At 71.1% G+C, this 14,880-nt stretch carries 15 protein-coding genes; 4 read left to right on the forward strand and 11 right to left on the reverse strand.

Annotated features, from left to right (window positions below; all coding sequences use genetic code 11):
• Positions 1–2 precede the first annotated feature (2 nt).
• Both AC4BGB_RS10090 and AC4BGB_RS10095 read left to right on the forward strand, forming a co-directional pair.
• A complete protein-coding gene (locus AC4BGB_RS10090; RefSeq protein ID WP_490546644.1) occupies positions 3–896 on the forward strand; it encodes a 1,4-dihydroxy-2-naphthoate polyprenyltransferase in 894 nt (297 codons plus the stop codon).
• A gap of 73 nt (positions 897–969) precedes the next feature.
• The gene (locus AC4BGB_RS10095) at positions 970–1,104 is read left to right on the forward strand and encodes a hypothetical protein (protein ID WP_490546645.1); all 135 of its coding nucleotides are present in this window, start codon (positions 970–972) and stop codon (positions 1,102–1,104) included.
• Positions 1,105–1,110: 6 nt separating this feature from the next.
• On the opposite strand, the gene AC4BGB_RS10100 is transcribed toward AC4BGB_RS10095, so the two are convergent.
• Positions 1,111–1,374 carry a DUF4229 domain-containing protein gene (locus tag AC4BGB_RS10100; RefSeq protein ID WP_490546646.1) on the reverse strand — a complete coding sequence of 88 codons (264 nt, stop codon included), beginning with the start codon at positions 1,372–1,374 and terminating at the stop codon, positions 1,111–1,113.
• A 69-nt stretch (positions 1,375–1,443) separates the two neighbouring features.
• Between AC4BGB_RS10100 and AC4BGB_RS10105 the strand changes: the two genes are divergently transcribed.
• Positions 1,444–1,656: a hypothetical protein gene (locus AC4BGB_RS10105; protein ID WP_490546647.1), complete on the forward strand. Its 213-nt coding sequence runs from the start codon at positions 1,444–1,446 to the stop codon at positions 1,654–1,656.
• A gap of 144 nt (positions 1,657–1,800) precedes the next feature.
• Here the strand turns inward: AC4BGB_RS10105 and ccsB are convergent, their stop codons facing one another.
• Genes ccsB through hemL form a run of 6 tightly spaced genes read right to left on the reverse strand, consistent with a single transcriptional unit; the run spans position 1,801 to position 7,885 of the window.
• Positions 1,801–2,823 (reverse strand): c-type cytochrome biogenesis protein CcsB, encoded by a 1,023-nt coding sequence (ccsB, locus tag AC4BGB_RS10110; RefSeq protein ID WP_490546648.1) that lies wholly within the window; start codon positions 2,821–2,823, stop codon positions 1,801–1,803.
• A complete protein-coding gene (gene resB, locus AC4BGB_RS10115) occupies positions 2,820–4,418 on the reverse strand; it encodes a cytochrome c biogenesis protein ResB (RefSeq protein ID WP_490546649.1) in 1,599 nt (532 codons plus the stop codon). The genes ccsB and resB overlap by 4 nt, the downstream gene beginning before the upstream one ends.
• A 6-nt stretch (positions 4,419–4,424) precedes the next feature.
• On the reverse strand, positions 4,425–5,198 hold the full coding sequence (locus tag AC4BGB_RS10120) for a cytochrome c biogenesis CcdA family protein (RefSeq protein WP_490546809.1): 774 nt from the start codon (positions 5,196–5,198) through the stop codon (positions 4,425–4,427).
• A gap of 11 nt (positions 5,199–5,209) precedes the next feature.
• A complete protein-coding gene (locus AC4BGB_RS10125) occupies positions 5,210–5,770 on the reverse strand; it encodes a TlpA disulfide reductase family protein (protein ID WP_490546650.1) in 561 nt (186 codons plus the stop codon).
• Position 5,771: 1 nt separating this feature from the next.
• Positions 5,772–6,467: a histidine phosphatase family protein gene (locus AC4BGB_RS10130; RefSeq protein ID WP_490546651.1), complete on the reverse strand. Its 696-nt coding sequence runs from the start codon at positions 6,465–6,467 to the stop codon at positions 5,772–5,774.
• A complete protein-coding gene (hemL, locus tag AC4BGB_RS10135) occupies positions 6,464–7,885 on the reverse strand; it encodes a glutamate-1-semialdehyde 2,1-aminomutase (protein WP_490546652.1) in 1,422 nt (473 codons plus the stop codon). The genes AC4BGB_RS10130 and hemL overlap by 4 nt, the downstream gene beginning before the upstream one ends.
• Positions 7,886–8,165: 280 nt before the next feature.
• Between hemL and AC4BGB_RS10140 the strand changes: the two genes are divergently transcribed.
• Entirely contained in the window at positions 8,166–9,476 is a 1,311-nt protein-coding gene (locus tag AC4BGB_RS10140; protein WP_490546653.1) for a lytic transglycosylase domain-containing protein, read from the forward strand.
• Between the two features lie 80 nt (positions 9,477–9,556).
• On the opposite strand, the gene AC4BGB_RS10145 is transcribed toward AC4BGB_RS10140, so the two are convergent.
• From AC4BGB_RS10145 to hemC, 4 genes are all read right to left on the reverse strand, one after another.
• Positions 9,557–11,041: a SulP family inorganic anion transporter gene (locus AC4BGB_RS10145; protein ID WP_490546654.1), complete on the reverse strand. Its 1,485-nt coding sequence runs from the start codon at positions 11,039–11,041 to the stop codon at positions 9,557–9,559.
• Positions 11,042–11,187: 146 nt separating this feature from the next.
• Positions 11,188–12,168 carry a porphobilinogen synthase gene (hemB, locus tag AC4BGB_RS10150; RefSeq protein ID WP_490546655.1) on the reverse strand — a complete coding sequence of 327 codons (981 nt, stop codon included), beginning with the start codon at positions 12,166–12,168 and terminating at the stop codon, positions 11,188–11,190.
• A gap of 16 nt (positions 12,169–12,184) precedes the next feature.
• Complete coding sequence (locus tag AC4BGB_RS10155; RefSeq protein WP_490546656.1) at positions 12,185–13,867, reverse strand: bifunctional uroporphyrinogen-III C-methyltransferase/uroporphyrinogen-III synthase; 1,683 nt, start codon at positions 13,865–13,867, stop codon at positions 12,185–12,187.
• A complete protein-coding gene (gene hemC, locus AC4BGB_RS10160; protein ID WP_490546810.1) occupies positions 13,864–14,841 on the reverse strand; it encodes a hydroxymethylbilane synthase in 978 nt (325 codons plus the stop codon). The genes AC4BGB_RS10155 and hemC overlap by 4 nt, the downstream gene beginning before the upstream one ends.
• Positions 14,842–14,880 lie beyond the last annotated feature (39 nt).

The raw sequence follows: 14,880 nt of genomic DNA on the forward strand, positions 1-14,880 counted from the left end.
CCATGCCCTCCCCCGCCCCCTCGATCAGCCAGTGGGTCGCGGGCGCGCGGCCCCGCACGCTGCCTGCCGCCGTTGCCCCCGTCCTCGCCGGAACAGCGATCGCGCTGTGGGAGGACCAGGCGGTGTGGTGGAAGGCGGCGCTGGCCCTGGCGGTCTCGCTGCTGCTCCAGGTCGGCGTGAACTACGCCAACGACTACTCCGACGGCATCCGTGGCACCGACGACTCCCGGGTGGGACCGCTGCGCCTGGTCGGCAGCGGGCTGGCCACTCCCCGCGCGGTCAAGACGGCGGCGTTCGCGGCGCTGGGCGCTGCCGGGCTGGTCGGGCTGGTCCTGGCCGCGACGACCGCGTGGTGGCTGGTGGCGGTGGGCCTGCTCTGCATCCTCGCGGCCTGGTTCTACACCGGGGGCTCCCGCCCTTATGGCTACATGGGGCTCGGCGAGGTGATGGTGTTCGTGTTCTTCGGGCTGGTCGCGGTCCTGGGCACGACGTACGTCCAGACCGAGACCTTCGAGCTCCCCGCGCTGTACGCCGCCGTCGGGGTCGGGGCCTTCGCCTGCGCCATCCTGGTCGCCAACAACCTGCGGGACATCCCGACGGACACCGTCTCGGGCAAGCGCACGCTGGCCGTGGCCCTCGGCGAGGACCGCACCCGTGGCCTGTTCGCCCTGCTGGTCGCCACAGCCGGTGTGGCCCTGGTCGGGGTTGCCCTGACCACCACCTGGTGGACGCTGCTCGCACTGGCCGCCGGCCCCGCCGCACTGCGGGCCACCGCGACCGTGCTCCGTCAGCGAGCGGTCGGGCCCGGCCTGATCCCCGTGCTCCAGCTGACCGGCGTGGCCGAGCTCCTCTACGCAGCGGGGATGCTCGCGGGCGTGGCGATCAGCCGGATCTGAGCGACGCCCCTCGCGGCGGCCGAGGCGGCCCCGCGCTCCGCGTCACGCCCGGGACGGTGGCACACTGGCCGGCATGTGGCTCATCATCCTGCTCGGCATCGTGGTCGTCTGCGCACTCGCCTACACCAACCGCGTCAAGCTGCTCGCCAAGGTGCTCGGTCAGTCCGAGACCCGGATCAACCGGCAGCTCAAGCGCAAGCCCCGCTGACCGGACTCAGTCCGAGTCCTCCTTGGCCCGGTGCTCATCGAAGCTCCGGCTCGCCCGCTTGGCGCGTGCCTCGATCGAGAGTGCCAACCGCTCCCGCTGCGGCGCCAGGAGCTTCAGCGACAGCATCGAGGACCCGATCAGCGCGACCAGGAACGGCACCAGCAGGACGCCGTCCTTGCCGAACAGCAGCACCCAGACGAAGGCAACGACCGCGAAAGTGGTCACGAACAGACTCAGGCGGAGCAGCGTGTAGATCGCGAATGCCTTCACAAGACAAGGCTACAAGCGGCCTCGACCCGGTCTGAGAGCGGCCTACCGCCCACCAACTACATTGGAGCCATGTTGCGGGTCGTTTTCTTCCTTGCCTTGTTCGCGGCGGTCCTCTACGCGTTCTTCTGGCTGCTCGACCAGCGCAAGAACCGTGGCGGCGGCGGTGGCACGGCCGCCAAGCGCACTCCCCCCGGCCCGGTCGGGCCCGACGACGACGAGGAGTTCCTGCGCGAGCTCGAGCGCAAGCGTCGGCACAGCAAGGACGAGGGCTCCCCCTCCTAGCGGCGAGGCGCTAGCAGCGCCGTACGCCCCGGTGAGACTTCGGTGAGTCAAGATCCCGGGTAGTCCCGATCATTCGGCAGGTCTGTACGCCGTCCGGGCTGCGATTCGTTCGGGACCATCCGGTTCGTCAGCAAACCGCCCCGCTCACTCCAGGGTGCGGACGATCGGGAGCGGCTCGGGTGCGGCGTAGGAGTGCTGGCTGGCGCTGCCGAAGAAGAAGTTGATCCCGACGAAGTTGAACCACAGCGTGGCCAGGCCGACCAGGGCCACGATGGCTGCGGAGCGGCCCTTCCAGCCGGAGGTGGCGCGGGCGTGCAGGTAGGCGGCGTACACCACCCAGGTGATGAAGGCCCACACCTCCTTGGGGTCCCAGCCCCAGTAGCGGCCCCACGCGTAGTGGGCCCAGATCGGCCCGGCGATCAGGGCGGCGAAGGTCCAGATCGGGAACGCGAACGCGTGCGTGCGGTAGGCGACGCGGTCGAGCACGCGCAGCTCGGGGAGCCGGGCGAGGTAGCCGCTCGTGCCGGCACCGGGCGAGCGCTCCTGCTTGCGCAGCCAGCGCTCCTTGACCAGGTAGAGCGCCGAGCACATCCCGCCGAGGGTGAAGGCGCCGGTGGCGATGATCGCGGCCACCACGTGGATGATCAGCCACGGCGACTGCAGCGCGTCGCGCAGCGGGACGACCGGGGTGTAGAGCACCAGGACGTCGATCATCAGCGTCACCAGCACGAAGCTGGTCACGATCGGGGACAGCCACGACAGCGAGTACCGGCGGTAGAGCAGCAGGTAGCCCATCGTGACGACCCAGGTGCCGGTCAGGGTGAACTCGTACATGTTGCCCCAGGGCACCCGCACGGGGTCCGAGGCCAGCCCGCGGCTGACGACCGCGATGAAGTGCACGAAGGCAGCGACCACGGTGATCGCGAGGCCGATCCGGCCGAAGAGCTCCGCCCGCTCCGGCTCCTCGGCCGTGGCAGCGCTCACCGGGGCCGCACCGGAGCCGGCACCGGTCTCCGCGGCGCCCACGGCGACGGGCTGCTGCTCGGGCTCAGCGACCGTGCGGCCGGCCGCCCACTGGGCGAGGTGGGCGAGGACGGCCAGCGCGTAGACGACGGCGCACGCCGCGACCGCCTGGTTGCTGAGCACCTCGAACTGTTCGTGGGTCACGACGACTCTCCTGCTGCTGTGGAACCTGGTGGTGTGGCTGTGCTGCCGGGGCTCGCCGCGCCGAGTGCGGCAGCGAGGTCCTCAATCTCCTCGGACAGGTCTCCCCCTGAGCTGCGGTCGAGACCCGCGACCTCGACGGTAGTACGACCGCCCTCGGTGCGTGCACGCACCCAGATGCGGCGGGGCCGGATGAACAGCGAGCCGAGCAGTCCGACCAAGGCGAGCACGACGCCGCCCAGGGCGACCTTCTGGCCCGGGGTGTGGCTGACCTGGAGCTTGACGTAGCGGCTCACCCGGTCGAAGGTCACCGTGCCGAGACCGTCGGGCAGCGTGGTGGTGCCGCCCATCGCGAGGTCGATGCGCAGCGGCTTCCCGTCGGCCTTCTTGATCGGCTCCAGGCCGTCCTTCTTGAGGCCGTAGACCGACTGCGGGGTGCCGTCGTCGAGGCCGAGGTCGCCCCGGTAGGCCAGCATCGAGATCGCGGGGTTCTTGTCGTCGGGGAACGCCGAGAACGGCCCACTGGCCTGGGTGAAGCCGTACGTCGGGTAGAACTCGCCCTCGAGCCCGAGCTGGGTGTTGCCGTCCTTCTGGGTGGCGTCGGGGACCTTGACCACCCCGTAGGAGAGGAACGTGGCGTCCTCGGGGAGGAAGACCACCGGCCCGGAGAACGCGATGCTCTTGTCGGCATTGCGCACCGTGATGTGCGGCGCGTAGCCGTGGCTGATCAGGAACACGTCGGTGCCGTCGAGGGTCAGCGGGTGGTTCACCGCGATCTCCTGGTGCTTCTCCTCCGCGTCGGGCGAGGCCCGGTAGGTCAGGTCGGCGGCGAACTTGTGCGCCATCCCGGCGTCGCGGCCCTCCCGGATGAACGTGACGTCGAAGTCTTCGACGGTGAACTCGAACGGCGCCAGGTTGGCGGGGTCGAACAGCGCGCCGGCGCGGAAGTCGTCGTACTGGCCCAGGGTGTTGGCGAACCCGTCCTTGGTCACCACGATGACGCCGCCCTTGTAGCCCCACAGCCCGCCGATGGCGAACCCGACGAGCACGATCAGCACGGAGAGGTGGAAGACCAGGTTGCCGGCCTCGCGCAGGTAGCCACGCTCCGAGCTGACCGACCCCTCGGCGGTCGAGACGCGGAACCGCCGCTTGCGCAGCAGCGCCCGGGCCCGTTCGACGACGGCGTCGGGGTCCTCGTCGGTCTCGAAGGTGCGGCTGGCCGGCATCCGGGACAGGTGCCGCGGGGGCGGCGGCGGCTGACGTCGTACGCCGCGCCAGTAGACCATCAGCCGCGGGACGATGCAGCCGACGAGCGAGACCATCAGCAGGATGTAGATCGCGGAGAACCACACCGAGTTGTAGACCGAGAACAGGCCGAGCTTCTCGTAGATCGGCGTGAGCTGCGGGTGCTGCTCGCGCCACTGGGAGGCGCGCAGCGAGTCCACGGACTCCTGCGGGACCACCGAGCCGGGGATCGAGGCCAGCGCCAGCAGGAACAGCAGGATGAGCGCGGTGCGCATCGAGGTGAGCTGGCGCCAGGCCCAGCGCGCGAACTCGCGAGGGCGCAGCGGAGGGGCTTCGTAACCGGTGGCGGGCATGTCTTTCTAGACCCCTGACTCGAAGTTGGGGAAGAACCAGGTCTGGATCCAGCCGACCATCTCGGCCCACCAGCCGGTGACCAGCAGCAGGCCCACGACGACCAGCATCAACCCGCCGAACGCGGTCACCCACCGCTGGTGGCGCCGCACCCAGCCGATGGTGCCGAGCATCCGGCGGTAGGCCAGTGCGGCGGCGATGAACGGTAGGCCCAGGCCGAGGCAGTACACGAAGCTCAGCAGCGCCCCGCGGCCGGCGGAGGCCTCGTTGACCGAGAGGGCGAGGACCGCGCTCAGCGTCGGCCCGATGCAGGGCGCCCAGCCGAGGCCGAACAGCACCCCCAGCAAGGGAGCGGCCACCAGGCCGACCGAGGGGACCTTGTGGACGCGCCAGTCGCGCTGCATCCACGGCACCACCCCGAGGAACACCAGGCCGAGCAGGATGGTCAGGCTGCCCAGCGCGATGGTGATCTGCCGCTCGTAGGTGAACAGCCACTCCCCCACGGCCCCGAACAGGGTGCCGAAGGAGACGAACACGAACGAGAACCCGAGCACGAACAGCAGCGACCCCGCCAGCATCCGGCCGCGACGGGCGTCCGCGAGGTCGGCGCCGGAGAGCCCGGTCGCGTAGGAGAGGTAGCCGGGCAGCAGCGGCACCACGCACGGGGAGAAGAACGAGACCAGCCCGGCGAGCAGCGCCACCGGGACCGCGAGCAGCAGGGTGCCGTTGTTCGCAGTGCTCGCGAACCAGTCCCCGAGATCGAGCGGAAGGAGCAGCCCCATCACTTCTTGGGTCACTTCTGCACGTCCCGGATCAGGTCGACGAGGGTCTGCTGGGTGGGGATGGCGCCGAGCACGCTCGCGGCCACGCGGCCCTGCGCGTCGATCACCACAGTGCTCGGGATCGCGCTGGGCGGCAGCGTGCCCCGGAAGGCGAGCAGGGTGCGACCGGAGGGGTCGTAGAGCGAGGGGTAGGGGACCTCGAACCGGCGCTCGAAGGCCAGGCCCAGCTCGGGGCTGGAGTCTCGGGTGTTCACGCCGAGGAACGCGACCTCGTCCCCGAGCTCCCGTGCGGCGCCGGACAGCGCCGGGGCCTCCTTGCGGCACGGGGCGCACCAGGAGCCCCAGACGTTGAGCACGACGACCTTGCCGGCGTACTGGTCCAGCGAGACCTCCTTGCCCTCCAGGGTGGTGCCGGAGACCTCACCGGGCTTCTTGCGCTCATCGGCAGGCAGGCGGGTGATGCCGGAGCCGCTGACGTAGCCCTTGTCGCCGGTGCCGGTCGAGCCACCGCAGGCAGAGACGACCGATGCCAGGAACAGCACGGCGAGCAGGAGACGAACGGGGGCACGCACCTCAGGAACGGGATTCCGACGGAGGCTCCGGAAGCGCCTCCGGGTCGTCGGCGCCTCCCGAGGAGAACGCCTTGTTGCGGTCGGCGACCGGGATCAGGTCACCGGCCGGCTCGGAGTAGCCCACGCTGACCAGCTTGTCGTCCTCGAAGGTGAACGAGGTGACGCTGGCCAGGGTGCAGTGGCGCTTGCGGGGGTCGTGCAGGAAGCCGCGCCCCTCGGCCTTGAGCCGCGTGACCCAGATCGGCAGCTGGTGGGAGACGATCACCGCCTCGTGGCCCCGGGCGGCGTCCCGGGCGTCCTCGACCGCGGACCACATCCGCGCGACGACCTCCTTGTAGGGCTCGCCCCACGAGGGCCGCAACGGGTTGAGCATCTTCGTCCAGACCTGCGGCTTGCGCAGGATCGAGCTGCGGACCCGGAACGGGCTGCCCTCGAAGATGTTGCCCGACTCGATCACCCGGGGGTCGAGCTCCACGGTGAGCCCGCGTACGGCGGCCAGCGGCGCCGCGGTCTCCTGGGCCCGCTCCAGCGGGGAGGAGACGATGTGGGTGATGTCGCGGTGGCCGATCCGCTCGGCCACCCGCTCGGCCATCGCGTTTCCGCGCTCGGAGAGGTGGTAGCCACCCGAGCGCCCGTAGAGGATGCCCTGGGGGTTGTGCACCTCTCCGTGACGGAGGAGGTGGACGACGGTCTTCACGAACGGTCAGTCCCTTCTGGAGCACTGGTCGGTCCGGTCGACGTGCTGGTCGAGCCTGTCGAGACCCGCGCGGCGGCCTCGGCCGCCGCCGGGAGCGCGTCGATCACGTGCTGCAGCGCACGCTCGTCGTGGGCGGCGGAGAGGAACCAGGCCTCGTAGGCGCTCGGCGGGAGGTAGACGCCCTGGTCCAGCATGGAGTGGAAGAACGCCCCGTAGGCCCCGGTGTCCTGCTGCGAGGCCTCGGCGAAGTCGCGGACCGGTCCCGACTCGATGCCGAGGAAGACGCTGAACATGTTGCCGCCGGCCTGCACGACGTGCGGTACGCCGGCCCGGGTCAACGCGTCGCCGGCCGCGGAGGACAGGGTGCGGGCCGCCTCGTCGATCTGGGCGTACACCTCGTCGGTGGCCAGACGCAGGGTGGCCAGGCCGGCGGTGGTCGCGACCGGGTTCCCCGAGAGCGTCCCGGCCTGGTAGACCGGCCCGTCCGGCGAGAGCATCCCCATCACGTCGGCGCGACCGCCGAAGGCAGCTGCCGGGAAGCCGCCGCCCATCACCTTGCCGAAGGTGACCAGGTCGGGCTGCCAGCCCTCGCGGGCGCCGTCGAGGCCCCACTGACCCTGGCGCGAGACGCGGAAGCCGGTCATCACCTCGTCGGAGACGAACAGGGCCCCGTGCATGGCGCAGGTCTCGGCGAGGAACTGGTTGAAGCCGGGCTCGGGCGGGACCACACCCATGTTGCCGGGCGAGGCCTCGGTGATCAGGCAGGCGATCTCGGAGCCGCGCTCGGCGAAGGCCGCCTCGACGGCCTCACGGTCGTTGTAGGGCAGCACCAGCGTGGCCGCGGTGGAGGCGGCGGGCACGCCGGGCGTACCCGGCACGGCGCCCTCGAACCCATGGGTGTCCCCGTGGGTGGCCAGACCGGACCCGGCCTCGGCGAGCAGGGAGTCGACGTGGCCGTGGTAGCAGCCGGCGAACTTCACCACCAGCTCACGGCCGGTGAAGCCGCGGGCCAGCCTGATCGCCGACATGGTGGCCTCGGTCCCCGACGAGACCAGGCGCACCCGCTCCACGGAGGTGCGCGCCACGATCTCCTCGGCGAGCTCGACCTCGGGCCGGGTGGGGGTGCCGTACGACGTGCCGCGGGCCACCGCGTTCAGGACGGCGGTCTGCACGTCGGGGTGGGCGTGCCCCATCAGCATCGGGCCCCAGGAGCAGATCAGGTCGACGTACTCGTTGCCGTCGACGTCGCGCAGCCAGGCACCGGCTCCCGAGGCCATGAAACGCGGCGTCCCGCCGACGGCGTTGAACGCCCTGACCGGGGAGTTCACGCCTCCCGGGGTGACGCGGTGGGCACGCTGGAACCAGTCGGCGGACTGGGTCGCGGGACTGGCGGAGGAAGGGGTGACGGACGCGGGCACCCCCGTATTCTCCCCGACCGCCCAACCGCTCACCAATTGCCTGCCTGAGGGTGATCTGGACAACAGGTGAAATCCTCCCGAACAACCATTTACTGCAACAGGCTCCAGTCCTAACCTGAGGGCCGTGCCGCCCGGAGGCCGCGTGGGCGGTTGTCGGATGTGATCTGGGTCACACGCAAAGTTTCACCGTGACGCCGGGTGGGAATGGTCGTTGGACCACCTGTCGGAACGGCTCGGGGGAGTCCGCGACACGTGATTCACCAGGGGAGAGAGCAGACCAATGACGAGCAAGCCCATGTCGCGCCGGAGCAAGGCACTGACCCTGCTGCCGATCGCCCTGCTGTCCGGGGCCTGGACGGCGAGCCTGATGAGCGCCACCGCCACCGCGAACAGCTCCGCCGAAGGGGCCCCGCTCCCCGACGGGACCACGGTCCCCAATGACGCCATCGAGGTGCCGGCCAGCGTGCCGGTCCCCGGCGTGATCGCCCCCGCGGTCCCCGAGGGCTCGGCCGACTCCGTGGTGAGCGGCGCCTCCAGCAACGGCATCCCGGCCCCCGCGCTCGCCGCCTACCAGCGCGGCGCCCAGATCATCGCCGCCGCCGACAAGTCCTGCAACATCCCGTGGGAGCTGATCGCGGCGATCGGTCGGGTCGAGTCCGACCACGGGCGGTACGGCGGCAACACGCTGACCGAGGACGGCGTCTCCAAGCCCGGCATCTACGGCATCCCCCTGAACGGCAAGAACGGCACCCAGGCGATCAACGACACCGACGGCGGCGAGCTCGACAACGACACCGTCTACGACCGTGCCGTGGGCCCGATGCAGTTCATCCCCTCGACCTGGCAGGTCGTGAAGGTCGACGCCGACGGCGACTCCAAGCGCAACCCCCAGGACATCGACGACGCCGCGCTGGCCACGTCGGTCTACCTGTGCTCGGGCACGGACAACCTGTCCACCCGCAAGGGCCAGGAGACGGCCGTCTTCCGCTACAACCACAGCCGCGACTACGTGAACCTCGTGCTGCGCCTGATGGAGTCCTACAGCTCCGGCGACTACACCGCGGTCCCCTCGGGCACCTACGGCGGCAGCACGTTCTCGCCGAGCTACTCCTCGCAGATCGACAAGTCCTACAAGGTCGCCAAGCAGCGCAAGGCCAAGGCTGCCAAGGAGAAGCGGGAAGCGATCGCCAACGGCACCTACAAGCCCGGCAGCACCGGCTCGGGTTCGGGGTCCAGCGGCACCGGTGGCACCGGCAGCAGCGGTGGCGACACCAACGGCTCCGCTCCAGGCAACGGCAACGGCTCCAGCCCTCTGCCGGGCGGCAGCACCAACACCGGCGCCGGTACGGCGCTCAAGGAGCACGCCGATCAGCAGAAGAACAACGCCAACGAGGTCGGCGAGGCGCTCAAGGGCACGCTCACCCCGCCCACCAAGGCGCCCACCACCGCGCCGGAGATCAAGGACCAGATCTCCCGGGCCGCCGCCAGCACCCTGTGCCTGGTCGAGGTCGGTGTGAAGTCGCTCGCCGGGCTGCTGCTGCCCAAGCAGAAGGCGAGCTACGCGGGCTGCATGTCCCGCTACGGGTACTGACCGGAGTCAGCTTCGAGAATCGAGGAACCCCCGGTCCGGCGACCGGGGGTTCCTCGCGTCCGGGCCCTGGTCGTGTCGCCTCAGCTCCCGCCGAGCTTCCCGGCGAGCCGCTGGTGCCGGTCCAGGCTGGCCTGGTTCAGACCCCGGATCTCGACCCGCTTGCCCCGGGCGGCGTACTTCGTCTCGATCGCGTCCAGGGTCGCGACCGTGGAGGCGTCCCAGATGTGGGACTCGGACATGTCGATGACCACGTGGTCGGGGTCCCCGGCGTAGTCGAACTGGTGCACCAGGTCGTTGCTGGAGGCGAAGAACAGCTCCCCCACCACCTTGTAGACCCGGGTGTCGGCGTCGGTGGAGACGTCGATCACCTCGGTGAAGTGCGCCACCCGGCGCGCGAACATCACCATCGCGGTGAGCACCCCGAACACCACCCCGATCGCGAGGTTCTCGGTGGCCACGGTCACGACCACGGTGGCCAGCATCACCCCGGTCTCGCTCAGCGGCATCCGGCGCAGGGTCCGCGGCGAGATGCTGTGCCAGTCGAAGGTGGCCACCGAGACCATCACCATCACCGCGACCAGCGCGGCCATCGGGATCAGGGCGACCAGGTCGCCGAGGACCACCACCAGGACCAGCAGGAACACCCCGGCCAGGAACGTGGAGAGCCGCGTGCGGGCACCGGAGACCTTCACGTTCATCATCGTCTGCCCGACCACGGCGCAGCCGCCCATGCCGCCGAGGAACCCCGTGACCAGGTTGGCGGCACCTTGCCCCCACGCCTCCCGGGTCTTGCCCGAGCGGGTGTCGGTGATGTCGTCGACGAGCTTGGCGGTCATCAGCGACTCCATCAGCCCGACCAGTGCCATCCCGAGGGCGTACGGCGCGATGATCCGCAGCGTCTCCAGCTCGAGCGGAACGTCTGGCAGGAACAGCCCGGGCAGGCTGTCCGGGAGCGCACCCTCGCCGCCCACGTCCGGTACGTCGACCGCGGCCACCACCGTGACCACGGTGAGCAGCACGATCGCCACCAGCGGCGCGGGGACCGCCGTGCTCAGCCGGGGCAGCCCGACCAGGATCACCAGTCCGGCCAGGACCATCGGGTAGACCGGCCACGGCACGTCGACCAGCTGCGGGAGCTGGGCGAGGAGGACCAGGATCGCGAGCGCGTTGACGAAGCCGACCATCACCGAGCGCGGCACGAACCGCATCAGCCTGGCCACCCCGGCGACCGCGAGGAGGATCTGCAGCACGCCGGCGAGGAGCACGGTGGCGATCAGGTAGTCGAACCCGTGCTCGCGCATCACCGGGGCGATCACCAGGGCGACCGCGCCCGTCGCCGCCGAGATCATCGCCGGCCGGCCGCCGAGGAACGAGATCGAGACCGCCATCGTGAACGATGCGAACAGCCCCACCCGGGGGTCCACCCCGGCGATCACCGAGAACGCGATCGCCTCGGGGATCAGCGCCAGCGCCACCACCAGGCCGGCCAGCACCTCGGTGCGCAGCAACCGCGGCGAGGTGAGCGCCGCGCGGACCGTGGGTTGCGGAGCCTCCGAGGTGGTCACGATGCAACTATCCGCGAGCCGGCCGACACCGCTGCCGCCGGTGCACCGACACTCCCCTGCTGGCGGGATAGTCCGAGACGGTTCCGTCGTCGTACCGGACGAAACGGAACGGAACTGTCTCGGACTACCCGGACTGCAGCGAACACTCAGGCGTGCAGCATCCGGGCGGCGTCGAGGGCCCAGTAGGTGAGGATCACGTCGGCGCCGGCGCGGCGGATCGAGGTGAGCACCTCGAGGACCGCGGCGTCGCGCTCGATCCAGCCGTGGGCGGCGGCGGCCTCGACCATGGAGTACTCACCGGAGATGTTGTACGCCGCCACGGGGACCGGGACCGCCTCGCGCACGGCGGAGACCACGTCGAGGTAGCTCAGCGCCGGCTTCACCATCACGATGTCCGCGCCCTCGGCGACGTCGAGCAGCGCCTCGCGCACGCCCTCGCGGGAGTTCGCGGAGTCCTGCTGGTAGGTGCGCCGGTCTCCCTGGAGCGAGGAGTTCACCGCCTCGCGGAACGGGCCGTAGAACGCCGAGGCGTACTTCGCGGAGTAGGCGATGATGCCGACGCCGGAGTGCTGCTCGTCGTCGAGCGCCTTGCGGATCGCCCCGACCTGGCCGTCCATCATCCCGCTCGGGCCGACGAGGTCGACCCCGGCGGAGGCCTGGGCCCGCGCCATCTCGGCGTAGATCTCCAGGGTGCGGTCGTTGTCGACCCAGCCGTCAGGATCCAGCACGCCGCAGTGGCCGTGGTCGGTGAACTCGTCGAGGCACAGGTCGGACATCACGGTGAGCTCGTCGCCCACCTCGGCGACCACGTCGGTGATGGCGAGGTTGAGGATCCCCGAGGGGTCAACGGCACCCGAGCCGACGGCGTCCTTCTCGGCCGGGAGGCCGAACAGCATCACGCCACCCAGCCCCGCCTCGGCGGCGTCGTTGGCGACCTTCTTCAGCGAGTCACGGGTGTGCTGGAAGACCCCGGGCATGCTCGAGATCTCCCGCGGCTCCGTGGCGTCCTCGGCCACGAACAGGGGCAGCACCAGCTGGCTGGGACGCAGGGTCGTCTCGGAGACCAGGCGTCGCATTGCCGGCGTACGCCGCAACCGGCGCGGCCGGGTCTCCGGGAAGCCCGGCATCAGAGCCGCCCCGCGCTCACTGGGTGCGGACCTTGCGCCGGGTCGCCGGGCGGCGGTCGGACGGCTTGGTCACCTGCTGACCCGACTCGACCAGCGAGGCCCGGCGGGCGGCGCCGAAGTCCGCGAGGGCGTCCACCAGCTCCTCCACCGACGGGTTCGGGGCGAGCACGTCGACGCGCAGCCCGTGCTCCTCGGCCGTCTTGGCGGTGGCGGGACCGATCACCGCGATGATCGTCGAGGTGTGCGGCTTGCCGGCGATCCCGACCAGGTTGCGCACCGTCGAGGACGAGGTGAACACGACGGCGTCGAACTTGCCGCTCTTGATCGCCTCGCGCGTGGGCGCGGGCGGCGGGGCCGCACGCACGGTGCGGTACGCGGTCACGTCGTCGACCTCCCAGCCCAGGTCGACCAGGCCGGCGACGAGGGTCTCGGTGGCGATGTCGGCGCGCGGCAGGAAGACCCGGTTGATCGGGTCGAGCACGTCGTCGTAGGGAGGCCAGTCCTCGAGCAGCCCGCGGGCGGACTGCTCACCGGAGGGCACCAGGTCGGAGTTCAGGCCCCAGTCGCCGAGCGCGGCCGCGGTCTTCTCGCCGACGGCGGCGATCTTCAGGCCGGAGAACGCGCGGGCGTCGAGGCCGTACTCCTCGAACTTCTCGCGCACGGCGCGCACCGCGTTGACCGAGGTGAACGCGATCCACTCGTAGCGGCCCTCGACGAGGCCGCGCACGGCCTTGTCCATCTGCTGGGGGTTGCGGGGCGGCTCGACCGAGATGGTCGGGACCTCCTCGGGCACCGCACCGAAGCCGCGCAGCCGCGTGGAGAGCCCGGCGGCCTGCTCCTTGGTGCGGGGCACGAGCACACGCCAGCCGAACAGCGGCTTGGTCTCGAACCACGACAGCGTCTCGCGCAGGTCGACGACCTGGCCGATGACCGTGATCGCCGGCGGCTTGATGCCACCGTCGCGGGCGTCGGCGGCGATGTGCTCCAGCGTGGAGACGACCGTGTGCTGGGTGGTCACCGTGCCGGTCGAGGTCATCGCCACCGGGGTCTGGGCGGACCGGCCGGAAGCGATGAGCTGCGTGGCGATCTCGCCGATGGATCCGACCGCCGAGAGGAGCACCAGGGTGTCGTGGGAGGCGTAGCAGTCCCAGTCGATCTTGGCGTCGCTGCAGGTCACCACGGCCACCTCGCGGTGGTTCTTGGTGGTCAGCGGGATGCCGGCGTACGTCGGCACGGCGCTGACCGAGGACACGCCAGGGACGATCTCGAAGCCGATGCCGACCTTGGTGCAGGCCTGCGCCTCCTCGGGCCCGGAGGCGTAGAGGAAGGGGTCACCGGCCATCAGGCGCACGACGCGCTTGCCGGACTTGGCCGCGCGCACGACCACCTTGGCGCGGGCAGCGTGCGTCAGCGGCTGGCCGTCCTCGCCGAAGCCACCGTCGACGAAGACCGGGCCGGTCGCCACCTCGGGCTCCTCGCCGGACTCCTCGCCCTCGAAGACCGGGGGCAGTCCGAGGACGCCCCGGACCAGCTCCTCGTGGCCGGCCACCTCGGTGATCACCACCTCCGCGTCACGGATCAGCTCCACGGCGCGAACCGTGAGCAGGCCCGGGTCACCGGGGCCGCTGCCGACGAAGGAGACCCACTTCACCGGGCGGACGCCGGGGGTGGGAGTGCTGGACGTGTTCTGGTTGGTCACGATCGCCTTCTTGCTACGTCGTCGGTGGGGGTTGTCGCATTGATCAGTTCGGCCGCGCCGTCGGCCAGCATCTCGGCGGCGAGCTTCTGCCCCAGGCCGATGGGGTCCTCGAGAGGTCCAGAAGCGGAGCGGCGTACGGACAAGGTGCCGTCGAAGGACAGCGCCACCGCCCGCATCCACAGTTCGTCACCGAGGTCTCCCTCGGCAACTTCGGCGAGGGCGCCGACCGGGGCCGAGCACCCCGCCTCGAGCTCGGCGAGCAGGGCCCGCTCCGCCTCGACACAGGCCCTGGTGCCCGGGTCGTCCAACGCTTCGCGCAGGGTGGAGACCAGCTCGACGCCGGCACGGCACTCCACCGCCAGTGCGCCCTGACCCGGTGCGGGCAGAACCTGCAGCGGGTCGAGCACCTCGGTCGCCTCCCCGGCCCGGCCCAGGCGGGCCATGCCGGCGCGGGCGAGCACGACGGCGTCGAGCTCCCCGGAGGCCACCTTGCGCAGTCGGCCGTCCACGTTGCCGCGGACTCCGACGATGTCGATCCCGAGACCCAGCGCCTCGAGCTGGGCCACCCGGCGAGGTGCACCGGTGCCGACCCGGGAGCCGGTCGGCAGCTCCGCGAGCGTGAGCCCGTCCCGGGCCACGACCACGTCCCGAGGGTCCTCGCGCACGGGTACGGCGGCCAGGACGATCCCCTCGGCAGGGGTGGTCGGCAGGTCCTTGAGGGAGTGCACGGCCACGTCGACCTCGCCGCGCAGCAGCGCCTCGCGCAGCGCGCTCACGAACACCCCGGTGCCGCCCATCGAGGCGAGCGGCGCGGTGGAGACGTCACCCTCGGTGCGGATCAGCACCAGCTCGGTGGGCAGGCCGGTGGCCGCGGTGAGGGCAGCCGCCACGTGCCCGGTCTGGGTCCGGGCCAGGTTGGACGCGCGCGTGCCGATCCGGATGGCCGTGCCCGGGGTCGCCGTGGCGGGGCTCATCTCGGAAGTGGTCTCGGGGGTCACCGGTGCACCGGTCTG

The sequence above is a fragment of the Nocardioides sp. Z30_9 genome (assembly GCF_058215735.1).